Annotated in this window: 20 protein-coding genes; 6 read left to right on the plus strand and 14 right to left on the minus strand. The window is 55.4% G+C overall.

The genetic code is table 11. The features are described from left to right. Nucleotides 1-3 precede the first annotated feature (3 nt). The 8 genes from pstB to BUA39_RS01310 all read right to left on the minus strand — a co-directional run bounded on the left by pstB (nt 4) and on the right by BUA39_RS01310 (nt 8,027). Nucleotides 4-801 carry a phosphate ABC transporter ATP-binding protein PstB gene (pstB, locus tag BUA39_RS01275; protein WP_072789748.1) on the minus strand — a complete coding sequence of 266 codons (798 nt, stop codon included), beginning with the start codon at nt 799-801 and terminating at the stop codon, nt 4-6. A gap of 21 nt (nt 802-822) precedes the next feature. Further along, nucleotides 823-2,157 (minus strand): phosphate ABC transporter permease PstA, encoded by a 1,335-nt coding sequence (pstA, locus tag BUA39_RS01280; RefSeq protein ID WP_072789751.1) that lies wholly within the window; start codon nt 2,155-2,157, stop codon nt 823-825. After that, nucleotides 2,157-3,638 (minus strand): phosphate ABC transporter permease subunit PstC, encoded by a 1,482-nt coding sequence (gene pstC, locus BUA39_RS01285; protein ID WP_072789753.1) that lies wholly within the window; start codon nt 3,636-3,638, stop codon nt 2,157-2,159. The genes pstA and pstC overlap by 1 nt, the downstream gene beginning before the upstream one ends. Before the next feature lie 86 nt (nt 3,639-3,724). Then, nucleotides 3,725-4,756 carry a substrate-binding domain-containing protein gene (locus BUA39_RS01290; protein WP_072789756.1) on the minus strand — a complete coding sequence of 344 codons (1,032 nt, stop codon included), beginning with the start codon at nt 4,754-4,756 and terminating at the stop codon, nt 3,725-3,727. A gap of 128 nt (nt 4,757-4,884) precedes the next feature. Continuing rightward, on the minus strand, nt 4,885-5,913 hold the full coding sequence (locus BUA39_RS01295) for a sensor histidine kinase (protein ID WP_072789758.1): 1,029 nt from the start codon (nt 5,911-5,913) through the stop codon (nt 4,885-4,887). 52 nt (nt 5,914-5,965) lie between these two features. Then, nucleotides 5,966-6,496 carry a gamma carbonic anhydrase family protein gene (locus BUA39_RS01300; protein ID WP_072789760.1) on the minus strand — a complete coding sequence of 177 codons (531 nt, stop codon included), beginning with the start codon at nt 6,494-6,496 and terminating at the stop codon, nt 5,966-5,968. After that, nucleotides 6,493-7,134, minus strand: a complete 642-nt coding sequence (gmk, locus tag BUA39_RS01305) for a guanylate kinase (RefSeq protein ID WP_072789762.1) — start codon at nt 7,132-7,134, stop codon at nt 6,493-6,495. Before gmk ends, BUA39_RS01300 begins: the two co-directional genes overlap by 4 nt. Before the next feature lie 2 nt (nt 7,135-7,136). After that, the gene (locus BUA39_RS01310) at nt 7,137-8,027 is read right to left on the minus strand and encodes a YicC/YloC family endoribonuclease (protein WP_072789764.1); all 891 of its coding nucleotides are present in this window, start codon (nt 8,025-8,027) and stop codon (nt 7,137-7,139) included. A 244-nt stretch (nt 8,028-8,271) separates the two neighbouring features. On the opposite strand from BUA39_RS01310, the gene BUA39_RS01315 reads away from it, so the two are divergent. After that, nucleotides 8,272-8,892, plus strand: a complete 621-nt coding sequence (locus BUA39_RS01315; protein ID WP_072789766.1) for a PAS domain-containing protein — start codon at nt 8,272-8,274, stop codon at nt 8,890-8,892. 53 nt (nt 8,893-8,945) lie between these two features. Here the strand turns inward: BUA39_RS01315 and BUA39_RS01320 are convergent, their stop codons facing one another. Further along, nucleotides 8,946-10,316, minus strand: coding sequence for a class II 3-deoxy-7-phosphoheptulonate synthase (locus BUA39_RS01320; RefSeq protein ID WP_072789769.1), 1,371 nt, complete (start codon nt 10,314-10,316; stop codon nt 8,946-8,948). Between the two features lie 231 nt (nt 10,317-10,547). Here BUA39_RS01320 and BUA39_RS01325 point away from each other — a divergent pair, with 231 nt between their 5' ends. After that, nucleotides 10,548-11,462 carry a GlxA family transcriptional regulator gene (locus tag BUA39_RS01325; protein ID WP_084604637.1) on the plus strand — a complete coding sequence of 305 codons (915 nt, stop codon included), beginning with the start codon at nt 10,548-10,550 and terminating at the stop codon, nt 11,460-11,462. Nucleotides 11,463-11,474: 12 nt separating this feature from the next. Here BUA39_RS01325 and BUA39_RS01330 read toward each other — a convergent pair whose 3' ends face one another. Further along, nucleotides 11,475-12,569, minus strand: a complete 1,095-nt coding sequence (locus BUA39_RS01330; RefSeq protein ID WP_072789774.1) for a PQQ-dependent sugar dehydrogenase — start codon at nt 12,567-12,569, stop codon at nt 11,475-11,477. A gap of 397 nt (nt 12,570-12,966) precedes the next feature. Here BUA39_RS01330 and BUA39_RS01335 point away from each other — a divergent pair, with 397 nt between their 5' ends. Beyond that, the gene (locus BUA39_RS01335) at nt 12,967-13,302 is read left to right on the plus strand and encodes a TfoX/Sxy family protein (RefSeq protein ID WP_072789777.1); all 336 of its coding nucleotides are present in this window, start codon (nt 12,967-12,969) and stop codon (nt 13,300-13,302) included. 3 nt (nt 13,303-13,305) lie between these two features. On the opposite strand, the gene rpiB is transcribed toward BUA39_RS01335, so the two are convergent. Both rpiB and ndk read right to left on the minus strand, forming a co-directional pair. Next, complete coding sequence (rpiB, locus tag BUA39_RS01340; RefSeq protein ID WP_072789780.1) at nt 13,306-13,746, minus strand: ribose 5-phosphate isomerase B; 441 nt, start codon at nt 13,744-13,746, stop codon at nt 13,306-13,308. A gap of 82 nt (nt 13,747-13,828) precedes the next feature. After that, complete coding sequence (gene ndk, locus BUA39_RS01345) at nt 13,829-14,251, minus strand: nucleoside-diphosphate kinase (protein ID WP_028956410.1); 423 nt, start codon at nt 14,249-14,251, stop codon at nt 13,829-13,831. A 137-nt stretch (nt 14,252-14,388) separates the two neighbouring features. On the opposite strand from ndk, the gene BUA39_RS01350 reads away from it, so the two are divergent. From BUA39_RS01350 to BUA39_RS01360, 3 genes are read left to right on the plus strand one after another with little or no spacing between them, the layout of a single operon-like run. Beyond that, nucleotides 14,389-16,236: an ABC-F family ATP-binding cassette domain-containing protein gene (locus BUA39_RS01350; RefSeq protein ID WP_072789784.1), complete on the plus strand. Its 1,848-nt coding sequence runs from the start codon at nt 14,389-14,391 to the stop codon at nt 16,234-16,236. A 15-nt stretch (nt 16,237-16,251) separates the two neighbouring features. Further along, nucleotides 16,252-16,881, plus strand: a complete 630-nt coding sequence (locus BUA39_RS01355; protein ID WP_072789787.1) for a MarC family protein — start codon at nt 16,252-16,254, stop codon at nt 16,879-16,881. 39 nt (nt 16,882-16,920) lie between these two features. Continuing rightward, nucleotides 16,921-17,502, plus strand: a complete 582-nt coding sequence (locus BUA39_RS01360) for a retropepsin-like aspartic protease family protein (protein ID WP_072789789.1) — start codon at nt 16,921-16,923, stop codon at nt 17,500-17,502. Between the two features lie 10 nt (nt 17,503-17,512). Here BUA39_RS01360 and BUA39_RS01365 read toward each other — a convergent pair whose 3' ends face one another. Next, entirely contained in the window at nt 17,513-17,980 is a 468-nt protein-coding gene (locus BUA39_RS01365; RefSeq protein WP_072789792.1) for a DNA polymerase III subunit chi, read from the minus strand. A 3-nt stretch (nt 17,981-17,983) separates the two neighbouring features. Next, entirely contained in the window at nt 17,984-19,450 is a 1,467-nt protein-coding gene (locus tag BUA39_RS01370) for a leucyl aminopeptidase (RefSeq protein ID WP_072789795.1), read from the minus strand. Nucleotides 19,451-19,475 lie beyond the last annotated feature (25 nt).

The raw sequence follows: 19,475 nt of genomic DNA on the forward strand, positions 1-19,475 counted from the left end.
TCCTTAGCCAATCCGTCCGGTGATGTAGCTTTCAGTGCGCTCATCGCTCGGGTTGGTGAAAATTTTGGAGGTGTCGTCGTACTCGACCAAATTGCCGAGGTGGAAAAACGCGGTTTTCTGAGACACACGCGCGGCTTGCTGCATAGAGTGGGTGACGATCACAACAGAGTAGTTCTTGCGCAGTTCATCAATCAATTCCTCAACCTGTGCTGTCGCGATTGGGTCAAGTGCTGAGCAAGGCTCATCCATCAAGAGAACTTCTGGTTCTGTGGCGACGGCACGAGCGATACAAAGACGCTGTTGCTGACCCCCGGAAAGCCCGGTGCCCGGTGCATGCAGGCGGTCTTTGACCTCATCCCAGATCGCGCCCCGGCGCAGGGATTTCTCGACAATTACGTCGAGGTCGGCTTTGGAATTTGCCAGCCCATGGATGCGTGGACCATAAGCGATATTGTCATAGATCGACTTTGGGAATGGGTTCGGCTTCTGGAACACCATGCCCACTTTGGCCCGCAGTTGGACAGGGTCCACCTTGGCGTGATAAATATCTTCACCATCCAAGAGGATGTTGCCCTGAACGCGGCAGATGTCGATGGTGTCGTTCATCCGGTTTAGCGTGCGCAGGAAGGTGGATTTCCCGCAGCCTGATGGGCCGATGAAGGCGGTGACGGTTTTGTCTTCGATTTCGACCGATACGTCTTTGATGGCGTGGGTTTCGCCATAATAGACTTGGACCTTGTCCGCGGAAATCTTGATGTCTTGCTGGTCCAAGGCGGTCTCCAGTTTTGGTGCGTCGTACATGTGTTTTAACCTTCTAACAGATTACCAGCGGCGTTCGAAACGGCGGCGAAGGATGACTGCCAAGATGTTCATCGTCAGCAGGAAAATAAGAAGAATGATGATGCCACCCCATGCCTTTTCGTAGAAACCTACGTCGGCACGTGCAGCCCAGGTATAGATCTGAGCAGGCATCGCAGAGTTCGGGTCGGTGAAGCCAGAGATAAAGCCCTCTGGATAACCCCGCGCCACAAAGCCCACCATGCCGATCAGAAGAAGCGGTGCGGTTTCCCCCAAGGCCTGCGCCAGACCGATGATCGTCCCGGTCAGAATGCCTGGCATCGCCAAAGGCAGCACATGGTGGAACACGGCCTGCATCCGTGAGGCACCCAAGCCCAGTGCCGCGTCACGAATAGAAGGTGGCACGGCCTTCAAAGAGGCGCGGGTTGAGATGATGATCGTTGGAAGCGTCATCAAGGTCAGAACCAAACCACCGACCAATGGGGCCGATTGCGGCAAGTGCATGAATTGGATGAAAACCGCCAGACCCAGAATACCGAATACGATGGACGGGACCGCTGCGAGGTTAGAAATGTTCACTTCGATCAAATCGGTAAATTTGTTCTGCGGCGCGAATTCTTCCAAGTAGATGGACGCCGCCACACCAATCGGCAGCGACAGGCACAGAACCACCAGCATCATAAAGAAGGAGCCAACAACAGAGGCGCCAATGCCAGCGCCACCGGGGTTGTCCACGCCGGAGTCTGCACCGGTGATGAAATTCCAGTTGAAGGTTTCTTTGATGATACCTGCTGTGATCATCGCATCCACAATGTCCAGATCGGCAGCTTCAAGAAACCGGCTGTCTTCCATGTTGTCGCGGGTCAGGCGGCCATTCATATAGCCATCTACGCGGGAAGAGGCCGAGAGTTCAAAGTCAACTTCTTTGCCCAACTCGTCTGGGTTTGCGCGATAGAATTCGCGCAATGTGCCGCCTGTTTTGCCCAAGATACGTTCAAAGGCTTTAGCGTCAGATTCGACCTCCAGACCTTTTTCTTTCAGCGTTTCGACAAGCGCGTTGTTGAAGAAAGCGGAATAGGCCTTGGTTTTGAATAGCTCCCCTTCGGCGGCGTCAAACTGGTCTTGCGTCATTGTAAATTCGACGCTGACAACCGTTTGCGTAAAGGCCGGAAGGCCAGAGCGGATAATCGACACCGCGAGAACCACCAAGAAAAAGATGCCCACTGCAATTGCGCAGATGCCATAGGCTTTAAAGCGTTTCTCTGCGGCGTTGCGCTTGCGGGTGCGCGCATCGGTTTGGTGCAGGGAGGATCTTTTCGGCGCAGGCTGCGTCACTGGATCAATCGTTGCGTCAGACATTAGTCATACTGCTCCCGGTATTTGCGCACGATAACAAGCGCGATGACGTTCAAGCAGAGCGTCAGGATAAAGAGGGTCATGCCAAGGGCGAAAGCGACCAGCGCTTCTGGTGACGCAAAGTCACTGTCCCCGGTCAGCTGAGAGACAATTTTGGCCGTCACCGTGGTCATGGCTTCAAACGGGTTCAGGCTTAGTCGGGCCGCCGCCCCTGCCCCAAGCACCACAATCATGGTTTCGCCAATTGCGCGGGACGCCGCCAGCAGGATCGCACCAACGATGCCGGGCAAGGCTGCCGGGATCACCACCTGACGGATGGTTTCAGACTGCGTTGCGCCAATGCCGTAGGAGCCGTCACGCATGGATTGTGGGACCGCGTTGATGATGTCATCTGACAGCGACGATACAAATGGGATCAACATGATGCCCATGACGATGCCCGCGGTCATCACCGCGCGGCCGCCGCCTTGCCAGTTCACGCCAAGCCAGCCACCTTCGCCAAAGATTTCGACCAGCAATGGACCGACTGTCAGCAGCGCAAACAGACCGTAAACGATGGTCGGGATCCCGGCGAGAATTTCAAGCATGGGCTTGGCAAATGCGCGCACTTTGGGCGACGCGTATTCAGACAGGTAGATCGCCGCAAAAAGGCCGACAGGGATGGCAACAGCCAAGGCAACGATCGAGATATAGAATGTGCCCCACAGCAGCGGGATCACCCCCAGGGAGGACGACCCACCCCGGCCCGAAAAGCTGGGTGCCCATTCGACACCGAACAAGAAGTCCCAAGCATTATAGAGACGGAAGAATTCAACGGTGTTGAATGCCAGAGAAAAAACGATCCCGATTGTCGTCAAGATGGCGATGGACGCAGCGCCAATCAGCAAGGCACGTATCCCTTGTTCCACAACATTGCGCGCGCGGAACAAAGGCTTGGCTTCTTTGACACCCCAACCCAAACCAGCTGCAGCAATCAGCAGGACAAGCGCTGTCATATACATATTGCCAGCGGCAACCATTTCATTGGTCCGCTGGGCTGCGCGCACAATGGTCGCACTCAGGTTGGATGTCACAATCTGACCGGCGTCTTTCAGGCGTTGTGTGAAATCCACAAATTCCGCGCGGCCATCTTCGGCCATCTCGCGGGACATTGTGCCCTCGGCGACCGCGTTGCGAATACCTTCGGCGGTGCGGTTCACTTCGGCCATCACAAGACCAATGCTTGCGCCCTCATCAATTTCTGATGGCGGGATCATCGAAGCGACAGAGCGGTCAATGATCAGAGGTTGGGCCAGCAGCCAGATCACCATAACGCCAAATGCAGGGACGATGATCTTCATCAAGACGTTTGCGCCGTAATATGACGGCAGTGAATGCAGATCACGAGAGTTCCCGCCAGCAGCGGCAAGCGCTCGGGACCGCCCCAGGTAATAACCGACCGCCGAGACGGCGAGGACGATTATGACGAGCCAAGATAAAGGCATGCGCACCCCAAAAAATTTTCGTTTAGTCCAAAAATGGAAAAGGGGCGGCGTTGATCACCGCCCCTTCTATGAACCCAAGGGGGTTCTTAGTTCATCATTGCGCCTTCGGCTTCAACGTTTACTTGGGTCTCTGCCAGAGCTGGGTCAGATACCAGACCGTATTGTGCCAGAGGGCCGTCTGGGCCTGCCAGTTCGTCAGAGATGAAGAACTGAGCGTATTCTTTCAGGCCAGGGATCACGCCGATGTGTGCTTTCTTCACGTAGAAGAACAATGGGCGAGACACTGGGTATTCGCCGGTTGCGATGCTCTCGGTGGAAGGTGCAACACCCGCCATTGTCGCAACTTTCAGCTTGTCTGTGTTGTTCTCATAGAACGCCAAGCCAAATACGCCGATGCCGTTTGCATTCGCATCGATGGAGGCCAGCGTTTCAGTGTAGTCGCCGTCGATGTCGACCGCGCGGCCATCAGCCATCACTTCCAGACATGCATCTTCTGCGTCGTCTTCGGACATGCCGCCAGCAATCATCGCTGCCATTGCGCCGGTGGCTTCACAGCCTGCTGCAACAACTTTTTCTTCGAACACTTCACGGGTACCGTGCTTGGTGCCTGGGATGAAGGCCAGGATGTCTTCTGCTGGCAGATCAGCGTTGAAGTCAGACCATTTGGTGTGTGGGTTGTCGACCAGCTCGCCGTCTACCATGACTTTTGGTGCCAGCGCGTTGAAGATGTCAGACTGAGTGAAAGCAGTGTACGCAGGGCCGTCTTTTTGAGACGCGAATACGATGCCGTCATAACCGATGCGCACTTCGATGATCTCGGTCACACCGTTTTCAGCACATGCTTTGATTTCTTTTTCACGGATTTTGCGGGACGCGTTTGCAACGTCTGTGTGCTCTGTGCCAACTCCTTGGCAGAAGCGCTTCAGACCAGCAGAAGAACCGCCGGACTCAACAACTGGTGTTGGGAAGTCGGTGTTTTCGCCGAATGCTTCAGCTACGATGGAAGCGTATGGAAGAACGGTGGAAGAACCGGCAACTTGCACTTGGTCGCGTGCAGCAGCAGAGGTGGCAGCAACGGCAGCGATCGCCAGTGCGGAAGCAGTCAGTTTGACAGACATTAATATAACTCCTGAGTGTTCGAACCGCTTTCTTTGCGGCCTCGGCGCTGGAAGTAGTCATTTCGCACAACGCTTTTGTGACAGGTATGTAACGCTTTTATGACAGTGCAGACGTTCAGAGAGTTTTATTAATTCTTAGGCAAAATCACTGTAAATGTGCTGCCTTGTCCCAAGCTACTTTCGATTTTCATCCGGCCTCGGTGGCGTGCCACGATGTGTTTTACAATCGCAAGGCCCAATCCCGTGCCTCCCATCTCGCGAGAGCGGTGTGAGTCGATGCGGTAGAACCTTTCAGTCAGTCGTGGGATATGCACCGCGTCAATGCCGGGGCCGGTGTCTGCGATAGAGATTCGCACCGCAGGTTTGCGCAGGGTCTGATCCCGCTCGACCGGTTCAACCGAAATTGTGACCTGCCCGTCCCTGCCCCCGTATTTAACGGCGTTCTCAATCAAATTGATAAAGACCTGCATCAACTGATCGCGGTCCGCTGGCAGAGTCACGGGGGAATCGGGCTGATGAAGGACGATTTCGTGACCCCGCGATTTGGCGACCTCATCAAGATTACGCACCACGGTCGAGAGGATCTCGCAGATATCCAAACTCTCACTCGGGCGCATGCGTGCATCTTCTTCCACCCGGCTAAGGGATAAAAGGTCGCCAACCAATCGGTTCATACGGTTGGCTTCGGCGTCCATGATCCCCAAGAACCGCTCACGCGCTTGCGCATCGTTTTTGGCGGGACCTTGCAGGGTTTCAATAAAACCCAACAATGCTGTCAGAGGTGTTTTTAGTTCGTGGCTCACGTTGGCCACAAACTCCCTACGGATTTCCCCGGCTTGTTCGACTTCGGTGATGTCTTTGAAGCAAGCCAGAACGCCTGCTGTGCCGCCGATCTCGACAAAGGAACACGACACATCATAGCGGGTCTCTTGCCCGTCTTCGCTATGCAGATAGATCGCCCTTTGCGGTGTTCTACGGTGGAGGCAGCTTTCGATGGCGGCGTTCAGACCGGGTTGCCTGAAGATCAGGACCAGCGTGCGCCCTTCTTGGGCATTTGGCTGCAGGGCCTTTGCTTGGGCATTGGCCCCCATTAAGCGCGCATCGGTTCCAACAAAAATCGCGGGCAATGGGATCGCGTCTAGCAGGCTATTGATCATGGAATGCTTTCAATCGATGTGCTGAGGTCTCTGCGCGGCGAAACTAGAAGTGTCAGGATGCAGACAGGGTCACCAGACCTGATTTGAAACGTCTCATGTTGTTCTGATACCCTTCGGCGCTTTTGCGCAGGCCTTCGATGGCGGCATCATCCAATTGGCGTACCACCTTGCCCGGCGCGCCCATCACCAACGATCCATCAGGGATTTCTTTGCCTTCGGTAATCAGCGCATTGGCCCCGATCAAGCAGTTCTTTCCGATCTTGGCGCCATTCAAAACAGTCGCCCCCATACCGATCAGGCTGTTTTCTCCGATGGTGCAGCCGTGTAGCATCGCTTTGTGGCCGATTGTGCACCCCGCGCCGATGGTGAGCGGATAGCCCATATCAGTGTGCAGAACAGAGTTTTCCTGAATATTGCTGCCCGCGCCCACGTGAATGACTTCGTTGTCCCCCCGCAGCGTTGCGCCAAACCAGACGGACGCGCCCGCTTCCAAAACAACATCGCCAATCAGATTGGCATCAGGTGCCACCCAGCTGTCTTCAGAGATTTGCGGCGTTACACCGTCCAATGCATACAAGGTCATTGTCCGTCCTCGAACTCGCTTTGCAGGCTGCGCACATGTTCCACCAAATGCGGTTGCTGAATGCGTTTCAGCCGTGTCGCAGTGACGATCTGTTTCAATTCTGATTCCGTCCGATCGAGATCATCATTGATCAGTACGTGGTCGTAACTGCCCCAATGGCTGATTTCGTCCCAGCTTTTCTGCATCCGCTTGGAAATGGTGTCTGCGCTGTCCTGGTTACGGGTCTCTAGGCGTCGACGCAGTTCTTTGATCGAGGGCGGCAGGATGAAGATCGAAAGCGTGTGTTGACCAAGGGCCGAGTTGCGGATCTGCTGTGCACCCTGCCAATCAATGTCAAACAGCACATCTTTGCCCGCATTGATGGCGGTCTGCACCGGTGCGCGTGGCGAGCCATAGAAGTTCCCGAAGACGTGCGCATGTTCCAGCATGCCCTCTTCGGCGACGGAGCGCTTAAAAGCCTCTTCCGTCATAAAGTGATAGTCCTCGCCATCAACCTCACCCGGACGTGGCGCACGGGTGGTGGCTGACACGGAAAACTCAATCGACGGGTCCCAAAGACGTAGTCGTTTGGAAAGCGTCGATTTACCAGCGCCCGAAGGCGAGGACAGGATGATCAAAAGGCCGCGTCGGTTGGTCATATCTATTCCACGTTTTGAACTTGCTCACGCATCTGATCAATGACCGCTTTCAGGTCAAGGCCGACACGCGTCAGGTCTACATTCTGAGCTTTGGAGCACAAAGTATTGGCTTCTCTGTTAAATTCCTGCATCAGGAAATCAAGCTTGCGCCCGATAGGGCTGCCTTGGCTGACCAATGAGCGCGCTGCGTCGACATGGGCCCGCAAACGGTCGATCTCTTCTGTGACATCGGATTTCACTGCCAAAAGCGCGAGTTCCTGCGCGATCCGGCCCTCTTCAACGCCATCGGTGTTTTCAAGCACCTTGCGCAGATTTGCGCGCAGGGTTTCTGCTACCTCTGCGCGGCGCTTTTCTGCGATTTCGCCTGCTGACTCGGTCAGCTTTGCGATCTCATCGATCTGAGTCTTCAACAACGCCTCAAGCGCTGCGCCTTCGCCTTGCCGCATTGCCACGAAATCTTTCAAAAGCTCAGGAAAGGCCGCAACAAGGGCGGTGGCCAGCGCCTCTGTGTCGCCTTCGCTGTTGGAGGCCTCAAGAACACCCCGAACGGCAAGCACATCGGTTGCATTGCTTGGTGACAGCGTATGCCCCTGATCAAGCGCTTTCTGTTCCACCTCGGCAAGGGCGGTCAGCACCAGGTCCAGCGTCGTATGGTTTAACGAAAGGCTTGTACCCTCCTCTATCCGCTGCACGCGTAAGCTCAGCGTGACGGACCCACGTGCCAGGGATTTCACGATCATTGGGCGCAGCTTTTGGTCCAGCCCTTCAATCCAATCTGGGACACGAAAGCGCAGATCTAGCCCTTTGGAATTGACGCTCCGCAATTCCCAAGCCCAATTATAGCCTGCGGCCTCTCCCTTGCCCCCGGCAAAGCCGGTCATGGATTGTAACATGCACGTGCTCCTCGTTTTGACCGTCTTACCACCGAGGTCCGCCCGTTGACCACGTCAAAACTGGGCTTGCGATAAACGCGGTTAACCAACTCATAAGAAATTTCGCAAATTTTCATTAAAATATGAGACTCTTGAGAGAGACGGCTGCATTCGCTTTGTCCGCCTGCGTTTGCCGTCGCCGTTTATCAGTGCTTGGACTTTAAAGGAGACGCGCGTGTCAGAAATGGAAAGCAGACCCTTTTCAATGCAGACAGAAAACACGCCTGTGGCTCATGCAATAGAGGCGCATTGGACGGCCCTTTTGCGGGATCAAGATGTGCCGCGTCGCGCCGACATTGATCCCAGAGTTCTGCGTCATGTCCTGACCGATTGCTTTATTCTCGACAATTCCATCCGGCACGCGCCGGTGTTTCGCATTGCCGGATCAAATATTGCGACTCTTCGGCCCAATGGCATGCGGGGTGCAGATTTTTGCCAACTCTTTGCTGCGCAGGACCAGCGACGTGTCCGGCAGATTTTGGCGCTGGTTGCCCGGTGTCCGGCCAAAGCGACGCTGCGAGTCAAGCGCTTTGACGCCAATGCGCCTGCGCAAAATGCGAAGATGCTCTTGCTGCCGCTACGTGGTGAAGACGGTAAGGTCAGCCGGGTTTTGGGATGTCTTGATGTTGATAAGCCAATGCGGACAACCCGAGATCATACAGCAGAATTGCAGCTGATTGGGTTTTCGCTGAAGCCCGTGATCGCACTGGCGCGTGGCACCGGATTGCGGCTTGTTGTCAACAATGCCAACCCCGTTTCAAAGGTGCATCACAGTGCAAAGCCACCAGTCCTGCGCGTCGTCGAGCGCGCGATTGCAAGCGGCTGAAATGCAAAACGGCGCGCAAATTGCACGCCGCCTTTAGAGTTTTGTAAAGAAGCTTAGCTTGCCTTGGCGTTCAGGGCCTCGGCGCGCAGGCTTGACAGCTCTTCGGCCACCAAGAACGCAAGTTCCAAAGATTGGCTCGCGTTCAAGCGAGGGTCGCAGGCTGTGTGATACCGATCTGACAGGTCTTCCTCGGTAACGTCACGGACACCGCCGGTGCATTCTGTGACGTCTTGCCCGGTCATCTCGAAATGCACGCCACCTGGGATCGTACCTTCAGCTTTGTGAACCCCAAAGAATTCCTGAACTTCACGCAGCACGCTGTCAAACGGACGGGTCTTGTACCCGGTCGCCGACTTGATGGTGTTGCCGTGCATTGGGTCACAGGACCAAACAACGTTTGCGCCTTCTTCCTGCACGGCTTTGATCAATCGCGGCAGGTGGTCGCCCACGGTGCCCGCACCGAAGCGCGCGATCAGCGTCAGACGGCCCGCTTCGTTTTTCGGGTTCAGCTTTTGCATCAGAACCTTCAGGTCTTCGGCTGTAGTGGTTGGACCACATTTCAGACCGATCGGGTTCAAAACGCCCTGCAGGAACTCAACATGCGCGCCGTCTGGTTGACGTGTGCGATCGCCGATCCACAGCATGTGGCCTGAGCCAGCCAGCCATTTGCCGGAAGTGGAATCCAGACGTGTCAGCGCCTCTTCATATTCCAGCAACAGCCCTTCGTGGCTGGTGTAGAAATCAACCGTGTGCAGGCTGTGTTCATGTTCGCTGTCGATCCCGGCCGCTTCCATGAAGTCCAAAGCATCTGAGATGCGGTTTGCCATTTCGCGGAACTGAGCTGCTTTTTCACTTTCGGTGAAGCCAAGAGTCCAGCCATGGATCTGACGCATGTCCGCATAACCACCGGTGCTGAACGCACGCAGCAGGTTTAGCGTCGCCGCTGCCTGCGTGTAGGCCTGCAGCATTTTTTCAGGATTCGGGATGCGGCTTTCAGGGGTGAAATCCAGATCGTTGATGATATCGCCGCGGTAGCTTGGCAGCTCTACGCCATTTACAGTCTCGGTTGGGGCCGAGCGTGGTTTTGCGAACTGGCCTGCCATGCGACCAACCTTGATCACAGGCACCCTGGCACCAAATGTCAGCACCATCGCCATCTGCAGCATCACTTTGAACGTGTCACGGATGTGATCCGCGCTGAACTGATTGAACGCTTCGGCGCAATCCCCACCCTGCAGCAAAAAGGCCTCGCCGCGAGACGCGGCTGCGAGTTTGGCCTTCAGGCTCCGCGCTTCGCCAGCAAAGACCAAGGGCGGATAGCTTGCGAGCTTCGCTTCGGTAGCGGTGAGCGCGTCCTGATCCGTATAGTCCGGCATCTGAACCCGGGGCTTCGCGCGCCAGTCAGATTTTTGCCATTCTGCCATTGTCTTTACTCCGATTGTCAAATCATTGTGTCCGCTAACATTTGCGGACTGGCCGCTTATGCCAAATATCGAACTTGACGAAAACCCCGCAAATGCATCAACTGACGCACCTTTGAACTTCTGGCAAGAGACACGATTTTGGCGACACAACCCCACGCAACGCCGGTTCCGGTAAACTCAACACAGACTTCACCACGCCGTTTTGTGTTTGTTTTATTGAACGAATTTACAATGTTCGCAGTTGCGTCCGCCACGGAATGCTTGCGTGTCGCAAACCGGATGTCCGGCAAAGATTTATATCGCTGGGCGGCGACAAGTGAGACGGGGGAGTCGGTTTACAGTTCCTCTGGGATAAAATTCCCCGTCGATATCAGTTTTGACGAGGTGACTCGCAACGATACTTTGGTTGTTTGCGGCGGGATCAACATCCAGGAAAACTCGACACCCAAAACCATGAGTTGGCTGCGGCGTGAGTCACGCAAGGGCGTGAAAATCGGGTCGTTGTGCGCTGGGGCGCATGCGCTCGCGAAGGCTGGCCTTTTGGATGGGTATCGCGCGACGATCCATTGGGAGAACCAAGATGGGTTTGTCGAAAACTTCCCTGAAATTCAGCTGACGCGCTCTGTCTTTGTGATCGATCGCAACCGATTCACGGCGGCCGGCGGCGCGGCGTCAATTGATTTGATGCTGCGCATGATTGCAGATGACCACGGTACCGAACTGTCAAATGCTGTCGCAGATCAGTTTATCTATTCATCGATCCGCACGGATCAGGATTTCCAGCGCCTGTCGACACCGACCCGTATGGGCGTCAGACATCCGCGCCTTGGCATGGTGATCGACATGATGGATCAAAACATCGAAGAACCGATCAGCCCCGGAGAACTGGCCGAAAAGGTCAATATGTCGACCCGTCAGATGGAACGGCTGTTCCGCCGCTATCTGGATCGCTCTCCGAAACGCTACTACATGGAACTACGTTTGGGGCGTGCGCGCAATCTGTTGATGCAAACGGATATGAGCATTATCGACGTGGCAATCGCTTGCGGCTTTTCCTCGCCCAGCCATTTTTCAAAATGCTACCGCGCGCATTATGGGATCACCCCCTATCGGGAACGCGGTAGTCACAGCAAAGCTGAAGTATAGCGGCCTGATCTTTTAGCGGGACAAGCGATAGATCGCGCCACGGTCTTCGGAAATAAACCAAATACTGCCGTCTGGGGCCTGCCGGACATCGCGCACACGTTTGGTTTCAGGGGACTTTAAGGTCGTGATTTCCTTTAAGGGTGTGCCATTAAGCACTGAAATATAGTCAAATTTCAGGCTTCCGACCAAAAGAGCACCGCGCCATTCAGGAAACATGTCTCCGCTATAGACCATCAGGCCTGAGGGTGCGATGGATGGGTCCCAATAGAACGCCGGCTGCGCCAGTCCGGGTTTGGTGGTGCCTTCACCAATTTTTCCGCCAGAGTAGTGGCGGCCATAGGCGATCACCGGCCAGCCGTAGTTCGCGCCTTTGCGGATTAGGTTGATCTCATCCCCGCCGCGCGCGCCGTGTTCTACGGCCCACAGCTGCCCATCTGGGCCAAATGCCAATCCTTGTGGGTTGCGATGACCAGAACTCCAGATTTCCGGTTGCGCCGTTGTTTGGTTTGCAAAAGGATTGTCTGATAAAAGCGACCCATCTTTGGCTATCCGCAGAACGCTGCCATTGTGTCGCTTTAGGTCCTGCGCGCTTGGGCGATCTCCGCGATCCCCAACTGTGACAAACAGGGTCCCATCGGGGGCCTCTGCAAGGCGGCTCCCGTAATGACGCCCACCAGAAGACCCTTCAGAGATTTCAAATATCGTCTCCACATCACTCAGTTGATTTGATGAGAGGTCAAGCACCGCACGCGCGACAGCTGTCCCGCTCCCACTTGCCTGCGCCTTTGCAAAGGTCATAAAGATTTCACCGCTCTCAGAAAAATCACGCGGCACAAAAACGTCAAGCAAGCCGCCCTGTCCTTGGTCCACCACATCTGGCACCCCGGTGATACGTTTCTTTGCACCCTCTGGCGTCACCACGTACAATCGGCCTCGGCGTTCCGTTACCAAGAAACGCCCATCAGGGAGAAATGCCAACGCCCAGGGCGTTTTGAACCCTGAGGCGATGCGGTCCACGTTCACCGAACCGCCCGGTGCATCAAGCGACTGTGCTACGGCCACGACCGGCATCCAGAGCAATAAGATAAGAGCAAGATAGCGACGCATGTGGTGTCCTCCCTGCCCTTGATATTGGAGCGATTGCACCAGACCTCAAGCATCGGCGTGGATCAGAAAGCTTTGATTGGCTGTGTTTCGGCAACAGTTTTCCTGCTCACCGGCATATTGTTGCCCTATTCGCGCAGAATGCTGGTCCTTGGGGCAATGGCGGTTTCGCCGCCAATAACAACCGGTCCTAGAACAAGAACCGGCAGACCATGAGGACAAGAAGATGCCAACAACGATGCAGCAGGATTCAAAACAATCCCCAGGCTCAACACGGCCGAAACCACCTGTGAAACAGGTGCCGGATCGCCCGGAATCAAAGAAGCCGATTTTCTCGGATTGGGCCTCGATCTAACACCATTCCGCGTGACACCGTTGCGACAGATGATAGCATGGCGTCATGCCTACGCCCGTGTCCTCTATTCGCAATCTCGGTCCCGCATATGAAGAGGCCTGTACGCGGGCGGGTATTCACTCAGCAGAAGATTTGCGTACCCTCGGCGCCGACGCCGCCTATGCGCGCCTGCTGCAAACCGGCAGCAAACCCCATTTCATTGGATACTATGTGCTTGTTATGGCACTGCAAGGCCGCCCCTGGAATGACTGCAAGGGCAAAGAAAAAGCGGCTCTGCGCAAACGGTTTGACGCGATCAAGGCGGCATCGTTTGACAAGGGACGCTCTGAGCTGGAGCAGGTTTTAAACCAGATCGGCGTGATTGAGCGCCCCGTGTCCTGAAAATTAGCCTTCGATCATATCCACACGTGTTGCATGACGTCCGCCTTCGAACTCTGTACCCAAAAAGGCATCGACGATCTCAAGTGCAAGCCCCTCGCCGATCACGCGCGCGCCTAGTGACAGAATCTGCGCATTGTTGTGCGCGCGGATCATTTTGGCGGAAAACGTATCACAACAAACGCCACAGCGGATGCCGGGCACTTTGTTTGCCGACATCATGATGCCCTGCCCAGTGCCACAAATCAGGATGCCGAGATCAGCCTCACCATCTGCGATCTTTTGCGCAGCGGCTTGGCCGTGAAGTGGATAATGAGTGCTTTCCGAAGTCATCGGGCCAATGTCGATAGCTTCATACCCAAGCTTCGCAACATGCGCGGCAATGGTTTTGCGCAGTTCGATATCTGCATGGTCGCTGGACAGAACGATGCGTTTTGGTGCGGTCATGGTCTTTTCCAATCAGGTCAAAAGAAAAGCCGCCTCGTGGGTTACGAGACGGCCTATCTGATTACTCAGGTCACAGCGTGGCTTAGCCCACCAGCTCCAGACCAGAGAAGAAGTACGCGATTTCTACCGCTGCAGTTTCTGGCGCGTCAGAACCGTGAACGGAGTTTTCACCAACGGATTCTGCGAATTCTGCACGGATGGTGCCAGGTGCCGCGTCTGCTGGGTTGGTTGCGCCCATGACTTCGCGGTTTTTCGCGATGGCGCCTTCACCTTCCAGAACCTGTGCAACGATTGGCGCAGATGCCATGAATTCGCACAGTTCGTCGTAGAAAGGACGCTCTGCATGTACTGCATAGAACTCACCCGCTTGCGCTTTGGTCAGGTGAATGCGCTTTTGAGCGACGATGCGCAGGCCTGCTTCTTCGAATTTTGCGTTGATCGCGCCGGTCAGGTTGCGGCGGGTTGCGTCTGGTTTGATGATAGAGAACGTGCGTTCCAGAGCCATGGGACTAACCTCGGATAAAGTTGAATTTGGCCGCGCAGTAACATGCTGGCTGGGCTTTGCAAAGGGTTTTCAGCGTCAATTTTCGCATGTGCATTCTCCTGCTGGACCAGTGCGCCGCGCCCTGTTAGAGGCGGGATATGTTACGCATTCAGGATATCTCTTACAAAGTCGAAGGGCGCGCCTTGTTTGAAGGCGCCTCGGCGACGATTCCGACCGGGCACAAAGTTGGCCTGATCGGCCGAAATGGCGCGGGCAAAACGACGCTTTTTCGTCTGATCCGAGGTGAACTCACGCTTGAAGGTGGGACAATCACCCTGCCCGAGCGCGCTCGGATAGGTGGTGTATCCCAAGAAGTCCCCAGCAATGAGGTGTCGCTGATCGATACTGTGTTGGCCGCAGATACCGAACGCGCAGGTTTGATGGCAGAGGCAGACACCGCAAGCGACCCAGAACGGATTGCCGAAATCCAGACGCGGCTGGCGGACATCGATGCCTGGAGTGCCGAAGCTCGTGCAAGTTCGATCCTAAAGGGGCTGGGCTTTGACGACGCGGACCAGCTAAAACCCTGTTCGGCCTATTCTGGTGGTTGGCGCATGCGTGTCGCTTTGGCGGCTGTGCTGTTTTCGCAGCCCGATTATCTGCTGCTTGACGAACCGACCAACTATCTGGACCTCGAAGGCGCTCTTTGGCTTGAGAACTATCTTGTCAAATATCCGCACACCGTCCTGATCATCTCGCACGATCGGGCGCTTTTGAACCGGTCGGTGACTTCGATCCTGCACCTCGATGAAAAGCGGCTGGCCTATTACACCGGCGTCTATGATCAGTTTGTCGAACAGCGCAATGCGCAGCGGGCGGTTCAGGCAGCGGCGGCCAAAAAGCAAGACGCGCAGCGGGCGCATTTGCAGGCCTTTGTAGACCGTTTCAAAGCCAAGGCCAGCAAAGCCAAACAGGCGCAAAGCCGGGTCAAGATGCTGGAGCGGATGAAACCCATCACTGCACCCGAAGAAGCCGCACGAGTGGTGTTTACGTTTCCCGAACCGGATGAACTTTCGCCGCCGATTATCGCCACCGAAGGCGCTGCCGTCGGCTATGGCGAAACGACGATCCTTAAGGGCTTGAACCTGCGGATTGATCAGGATGACCGGATCGCGCTGCTTGGAAAAAACGGGCAAGGCAAGTCAACCCTGGCCAAGTTGCTGTCGGATCGTCTTGAAAAGCAGTCGGGCAAGATCACACGGTCTAATAAGTTAAAAATCGGTTTTTTCGCGCAGCATCAGGTCGACGAACTGCATGTCGACGAAACACCCATTCAGCACCTGACACGGCTGCGCCCAAACGAAGGCCAAGCCAGAATACGGGCCCGGCTGGCGGGGTTTGGCCTCGGCGCGGATCAGGCCGACACTGTTGTCAGGAAATTGTCCGGGGGGCAGAAAGCGCGGCTATCATTGCTTTTGGCCACAATCGACGCACCGCAGCTTTTGATCCTCGATGAACCGACCAACCACCTTGACATCGAAAGTCGCGAAGCACTGGTAGAGGCGCTGACTGCCTACAAAGGGGCTGTGATCCTTGTCAGCCACGATATGCACCTGCTTTCGCTGGTCGCTGACCGCTTGTGGCTGGTCAAAGACGGCACGGTGACGCCTTACGAAGACGATCTGGAAGCTTATCGAAAACTGCTGCTGACAGCCGATAAGCCGGTCACCCAAAAGGTCGAAAAACCAGTTGCGAAAAAGCCGTCTCGTGATGCAATCATTGCTCTGCGCTCCGAAGTGCGCAAATGCGAGGCGCGGATCGAAAAACTGAATGAGATGGCCGACAGGCTGTCTGTGAAACTCGCCGACCAATCGCTTTATGAAAACGAGCGGCTGGGTGAGATGGAAGTCTGGCAAAAGAAATACGCCGAGGTGATGGAGGCACAGGACCGCGCCGAAACGCTTTGGATGGCTGCGCTGGAAAAACTTGAAACCGCTGAAAGCTAAGAGCATTCTGACGTTATGGATACCGCATTTCTGATCACTTCCTTCGCGACACTTTTTGTGATTATTGACCCGATTGGCCTGCTGCCGATCTTTATTGCCCTGACGCCGGGCATGACTGCGGGCCAGCGGCGCGCCATTGCTATACGGGCGTGTTTTATCGCTTTTGGCATTCTCTCTCTATTTGCGTTCTTCGGCGAAGCTGTCTTGGGGTTCATCGGCATTTCGATGCCCGCCTTCCGCATCGCGGGCGGCGCGCTTTTGTTCCTGACCGCGCTCGACATGCTGTTTGAGCGGCGCTCAAAACGGCGTGAAGATCAGGCGCATGAAGGCGAAGACTACGACAGTTCCAGCGATCCTTCGGTTTTTCCGATCGCCATTCCGCTGATTGCTGGCCCTGGATCAATTGCAACCGTGATCCTGCTCAGTGGCCAGGCAGATGGGTTGCAAGGCACCTTCCTTGTGCTCGGCGTGGCACTTGCCGTGATTATCTCTGCCGTTTTGCTGTTTATGGCAGGAAGTTTGCTAGAACGTGCATTGGGAAAAGTTGGAATTACGGTTGTGACGCGGCTTCTGGGCATGCTTCTCGCGGCTTTGTCGATCCAGTTTATTCTGGATGGGTTGAAAGCATTTGGGTTCGCCTCGTAACTCCAACTGACCGACCCTATATGGAAGGCAGGAGGCTTAATGGACGATATCTCGCTTGGCAACCTAACCTATCTGGTCCTTCTTACGGCGATGCTGTTGTTTTTCTTCCTTTCGGACTTTCGCCGAAATTTAGGAAAGACGCTGCAATATATGTTGGCTTGGGGTTTGATCATTCTTGGCATGGTCGCGGCGATTGGCATGTGGGAGGATATCAAACGCGCCGCGCTGCCGTCGCAGGCCGTTCTAGCAGACAGTGGTCGCATCGAGATACCGGTTTCCATGGATGGACACTATTACCTAGAGGCCGAACTGAACGGCCACCCTGTGCGCTTTGTGATCGACACCGGCGCGACGGATATCTTGCTATCAAACACAGATGCCGCCGCGATTGGCATTGATCCGGCAGCCCTGCGCTTTAATGGTCGCGCGATCACAGCCAATGGCGAAATCCGTACTGCCGTTGTTTTGGTCGAAGACTTTGCCGTCGGGTCTTATGTAGATCGCAACGTCCCGGCGCGTGTCACGCAGGGTGACTTGGATATTTCTTTGCTCGGGATGTCTTATCTGTCGCGCTATGATCAGATCACGATCACCCAAGGGCGACTTGTTCTCACAAGGTAAAGTTTGGGCTTTAGGCCACTGATTTCTCAGCTTTCTTTTCCCATTGACCCGATTCTTCCGACCAATACTGCGCGGCACATCCGGCGTCTGTGAGGGCTTTCCATTGACGCCGGGCATGTGAGACTGCCTCGTCATCCAACCCGTCAAACAGAATGCAAACCCGATCCATCGCCTGAATTTCTTCGGCGCTGATTTCGGCTCCATCAACAGACATCAGGCAGCTTGCATCATTGGGCGCGCTACTCTCTGTGGTCAAAAGAATGGGCTGCATCGCATCATGCGGCCCGCCCGCAATGGCATGGGGCAAAAAGCTTTCTTCCCGCCCCAACCAAAGTTTCTGATCAAGCATATCTAAACGCGCCGCATCCGTTCCCCTGACCGCAACACGCCAGCCCGCCCCAATTGCTTTTTCGAGCAGCATGGGTAAAGCGACGTCCAGCGGACTGTGCGTCAGGTGATAAAAATACGCGGCGCCCATGGGTTAGCCGGCAGTTTCGAATTTGTCGGCGACCAACCGGTTTAAGGCAAGAACACCCCAACCAGAGGCCCCCTTGGGCGCATAGGTCGTATCGGTCTTGGTGCTGGCAACACCAGCGATATCAAGGTGAATCCACGGTGTGCCATCTTTGACAAAGCGATGCAGGAACTCTGCCGCTGTGATTGATCCGGCTGGGCGCCCACCGACGTTTTTCACGTCTGCAATCCGGGACTTCAGCTGCTCTGCATAGGCTTTGCCCAAAGGCATCTGCCACGCCCCTTCGCCTTCAGCCCCGGCGGCCTTCAAGAAGTCCTTCGCGAATGCATCATCGTTCGAGAAAACGCCCGCATTTTCATGGCCAAGACCAATGATGATCGCACCGGTCAGCGTTGCAAGGTCGATCATAGCTGCTGGTTCGAAGGTCTCTTGCGCATAGTGCATCACGTCACACAGCACCAAACGACCCTCGGCATCAGTATTGATGACCTCAATCGTGTCGCCTTTCATCGAGGTGACAACATCTCCCGGACGTGTGGCATTGCCAGAGGGCATGTTTTCAACCAGCCCAACCAGCCCCACGACGTTGGCCTTGGCCTTGCGCAGGGCAAGCGCGCGCATTGTACCTGCCACGACCCCAGCACCGCCCATGTCCATCGTCATGTCTTCCATACCGCCAGCAGGCTTAAGGGAAATGCCGCCGGTGTCAAAGACCACACCTTTGCCAATCAGGGCCAGCGGAGCACTGTCTTTCGCGCCACCCATCCATTTCATTACCACCACTTTCGAGGGGCTAACGCTGCCCTGCCCGACGGACAGCAACGCGCCCATGCCAAGCTCGGCCAGTTTGTCTTCTTCCAAAACCTCGACCTCAAGGCCTAGGTCGGTCATCGCTGTCAAACGGTCGGCGAAGCTTTGCGTCGTCAAGACGTTGGCGGGTTCATTGACCAGATCGCGCGTGAAAAACGCGCCTTCAGCGACCGCGCGCAATGGGGTAGATTTTTCTTCGACCACATCGGGCTTTGTGACCATGACCGTCACTTTGCGGTCGTCCGACTTGGCCTCTGCTGTTTTGTGGGCGTCAAAGGCATAATCCCGCAGCGCCAGACCCAGCATGATTTGATCGGCTTTTGAGTGATTGCCTAGGCAAAGCAGCAGATTTGCAGTCCCACGTGTCTTTGCCAGTGCTACGCCCGCCGCCCGCGCCTCTTCTTGCGACGCACGTTTATCAAGGCAGATCACATCTACTGCTTTTGCTGCCATGCTACCTGGATAGGCAAGAACGCGCGCATCCCCGGCCTTCAGATCGTCTTCGATCAACCGGGCAACCGCCCCCTTCGTCAACCGGTTCACGCGGCGCGCGGTGCTGTCCATACCGCCTTCTGGCGTCACCAGAATTGCTACACGCCCTTCAAATGCGGCGATTTCATCAAGATTGATATCTGTGACGGTGAAAGTAACGGGTTTAACCAAGACGCTGCTCCTTGTCTGTTAGGTA

The organism is Cognatishimia maritima (genome assembly GCF_900129685.1).
GTDB lineage: Bacteria > Pseudomonadota > Alphaproteobacteria > Rhodobacterales > Rhodobacteraceae > Cognatishimia > Cognatishimia maritima.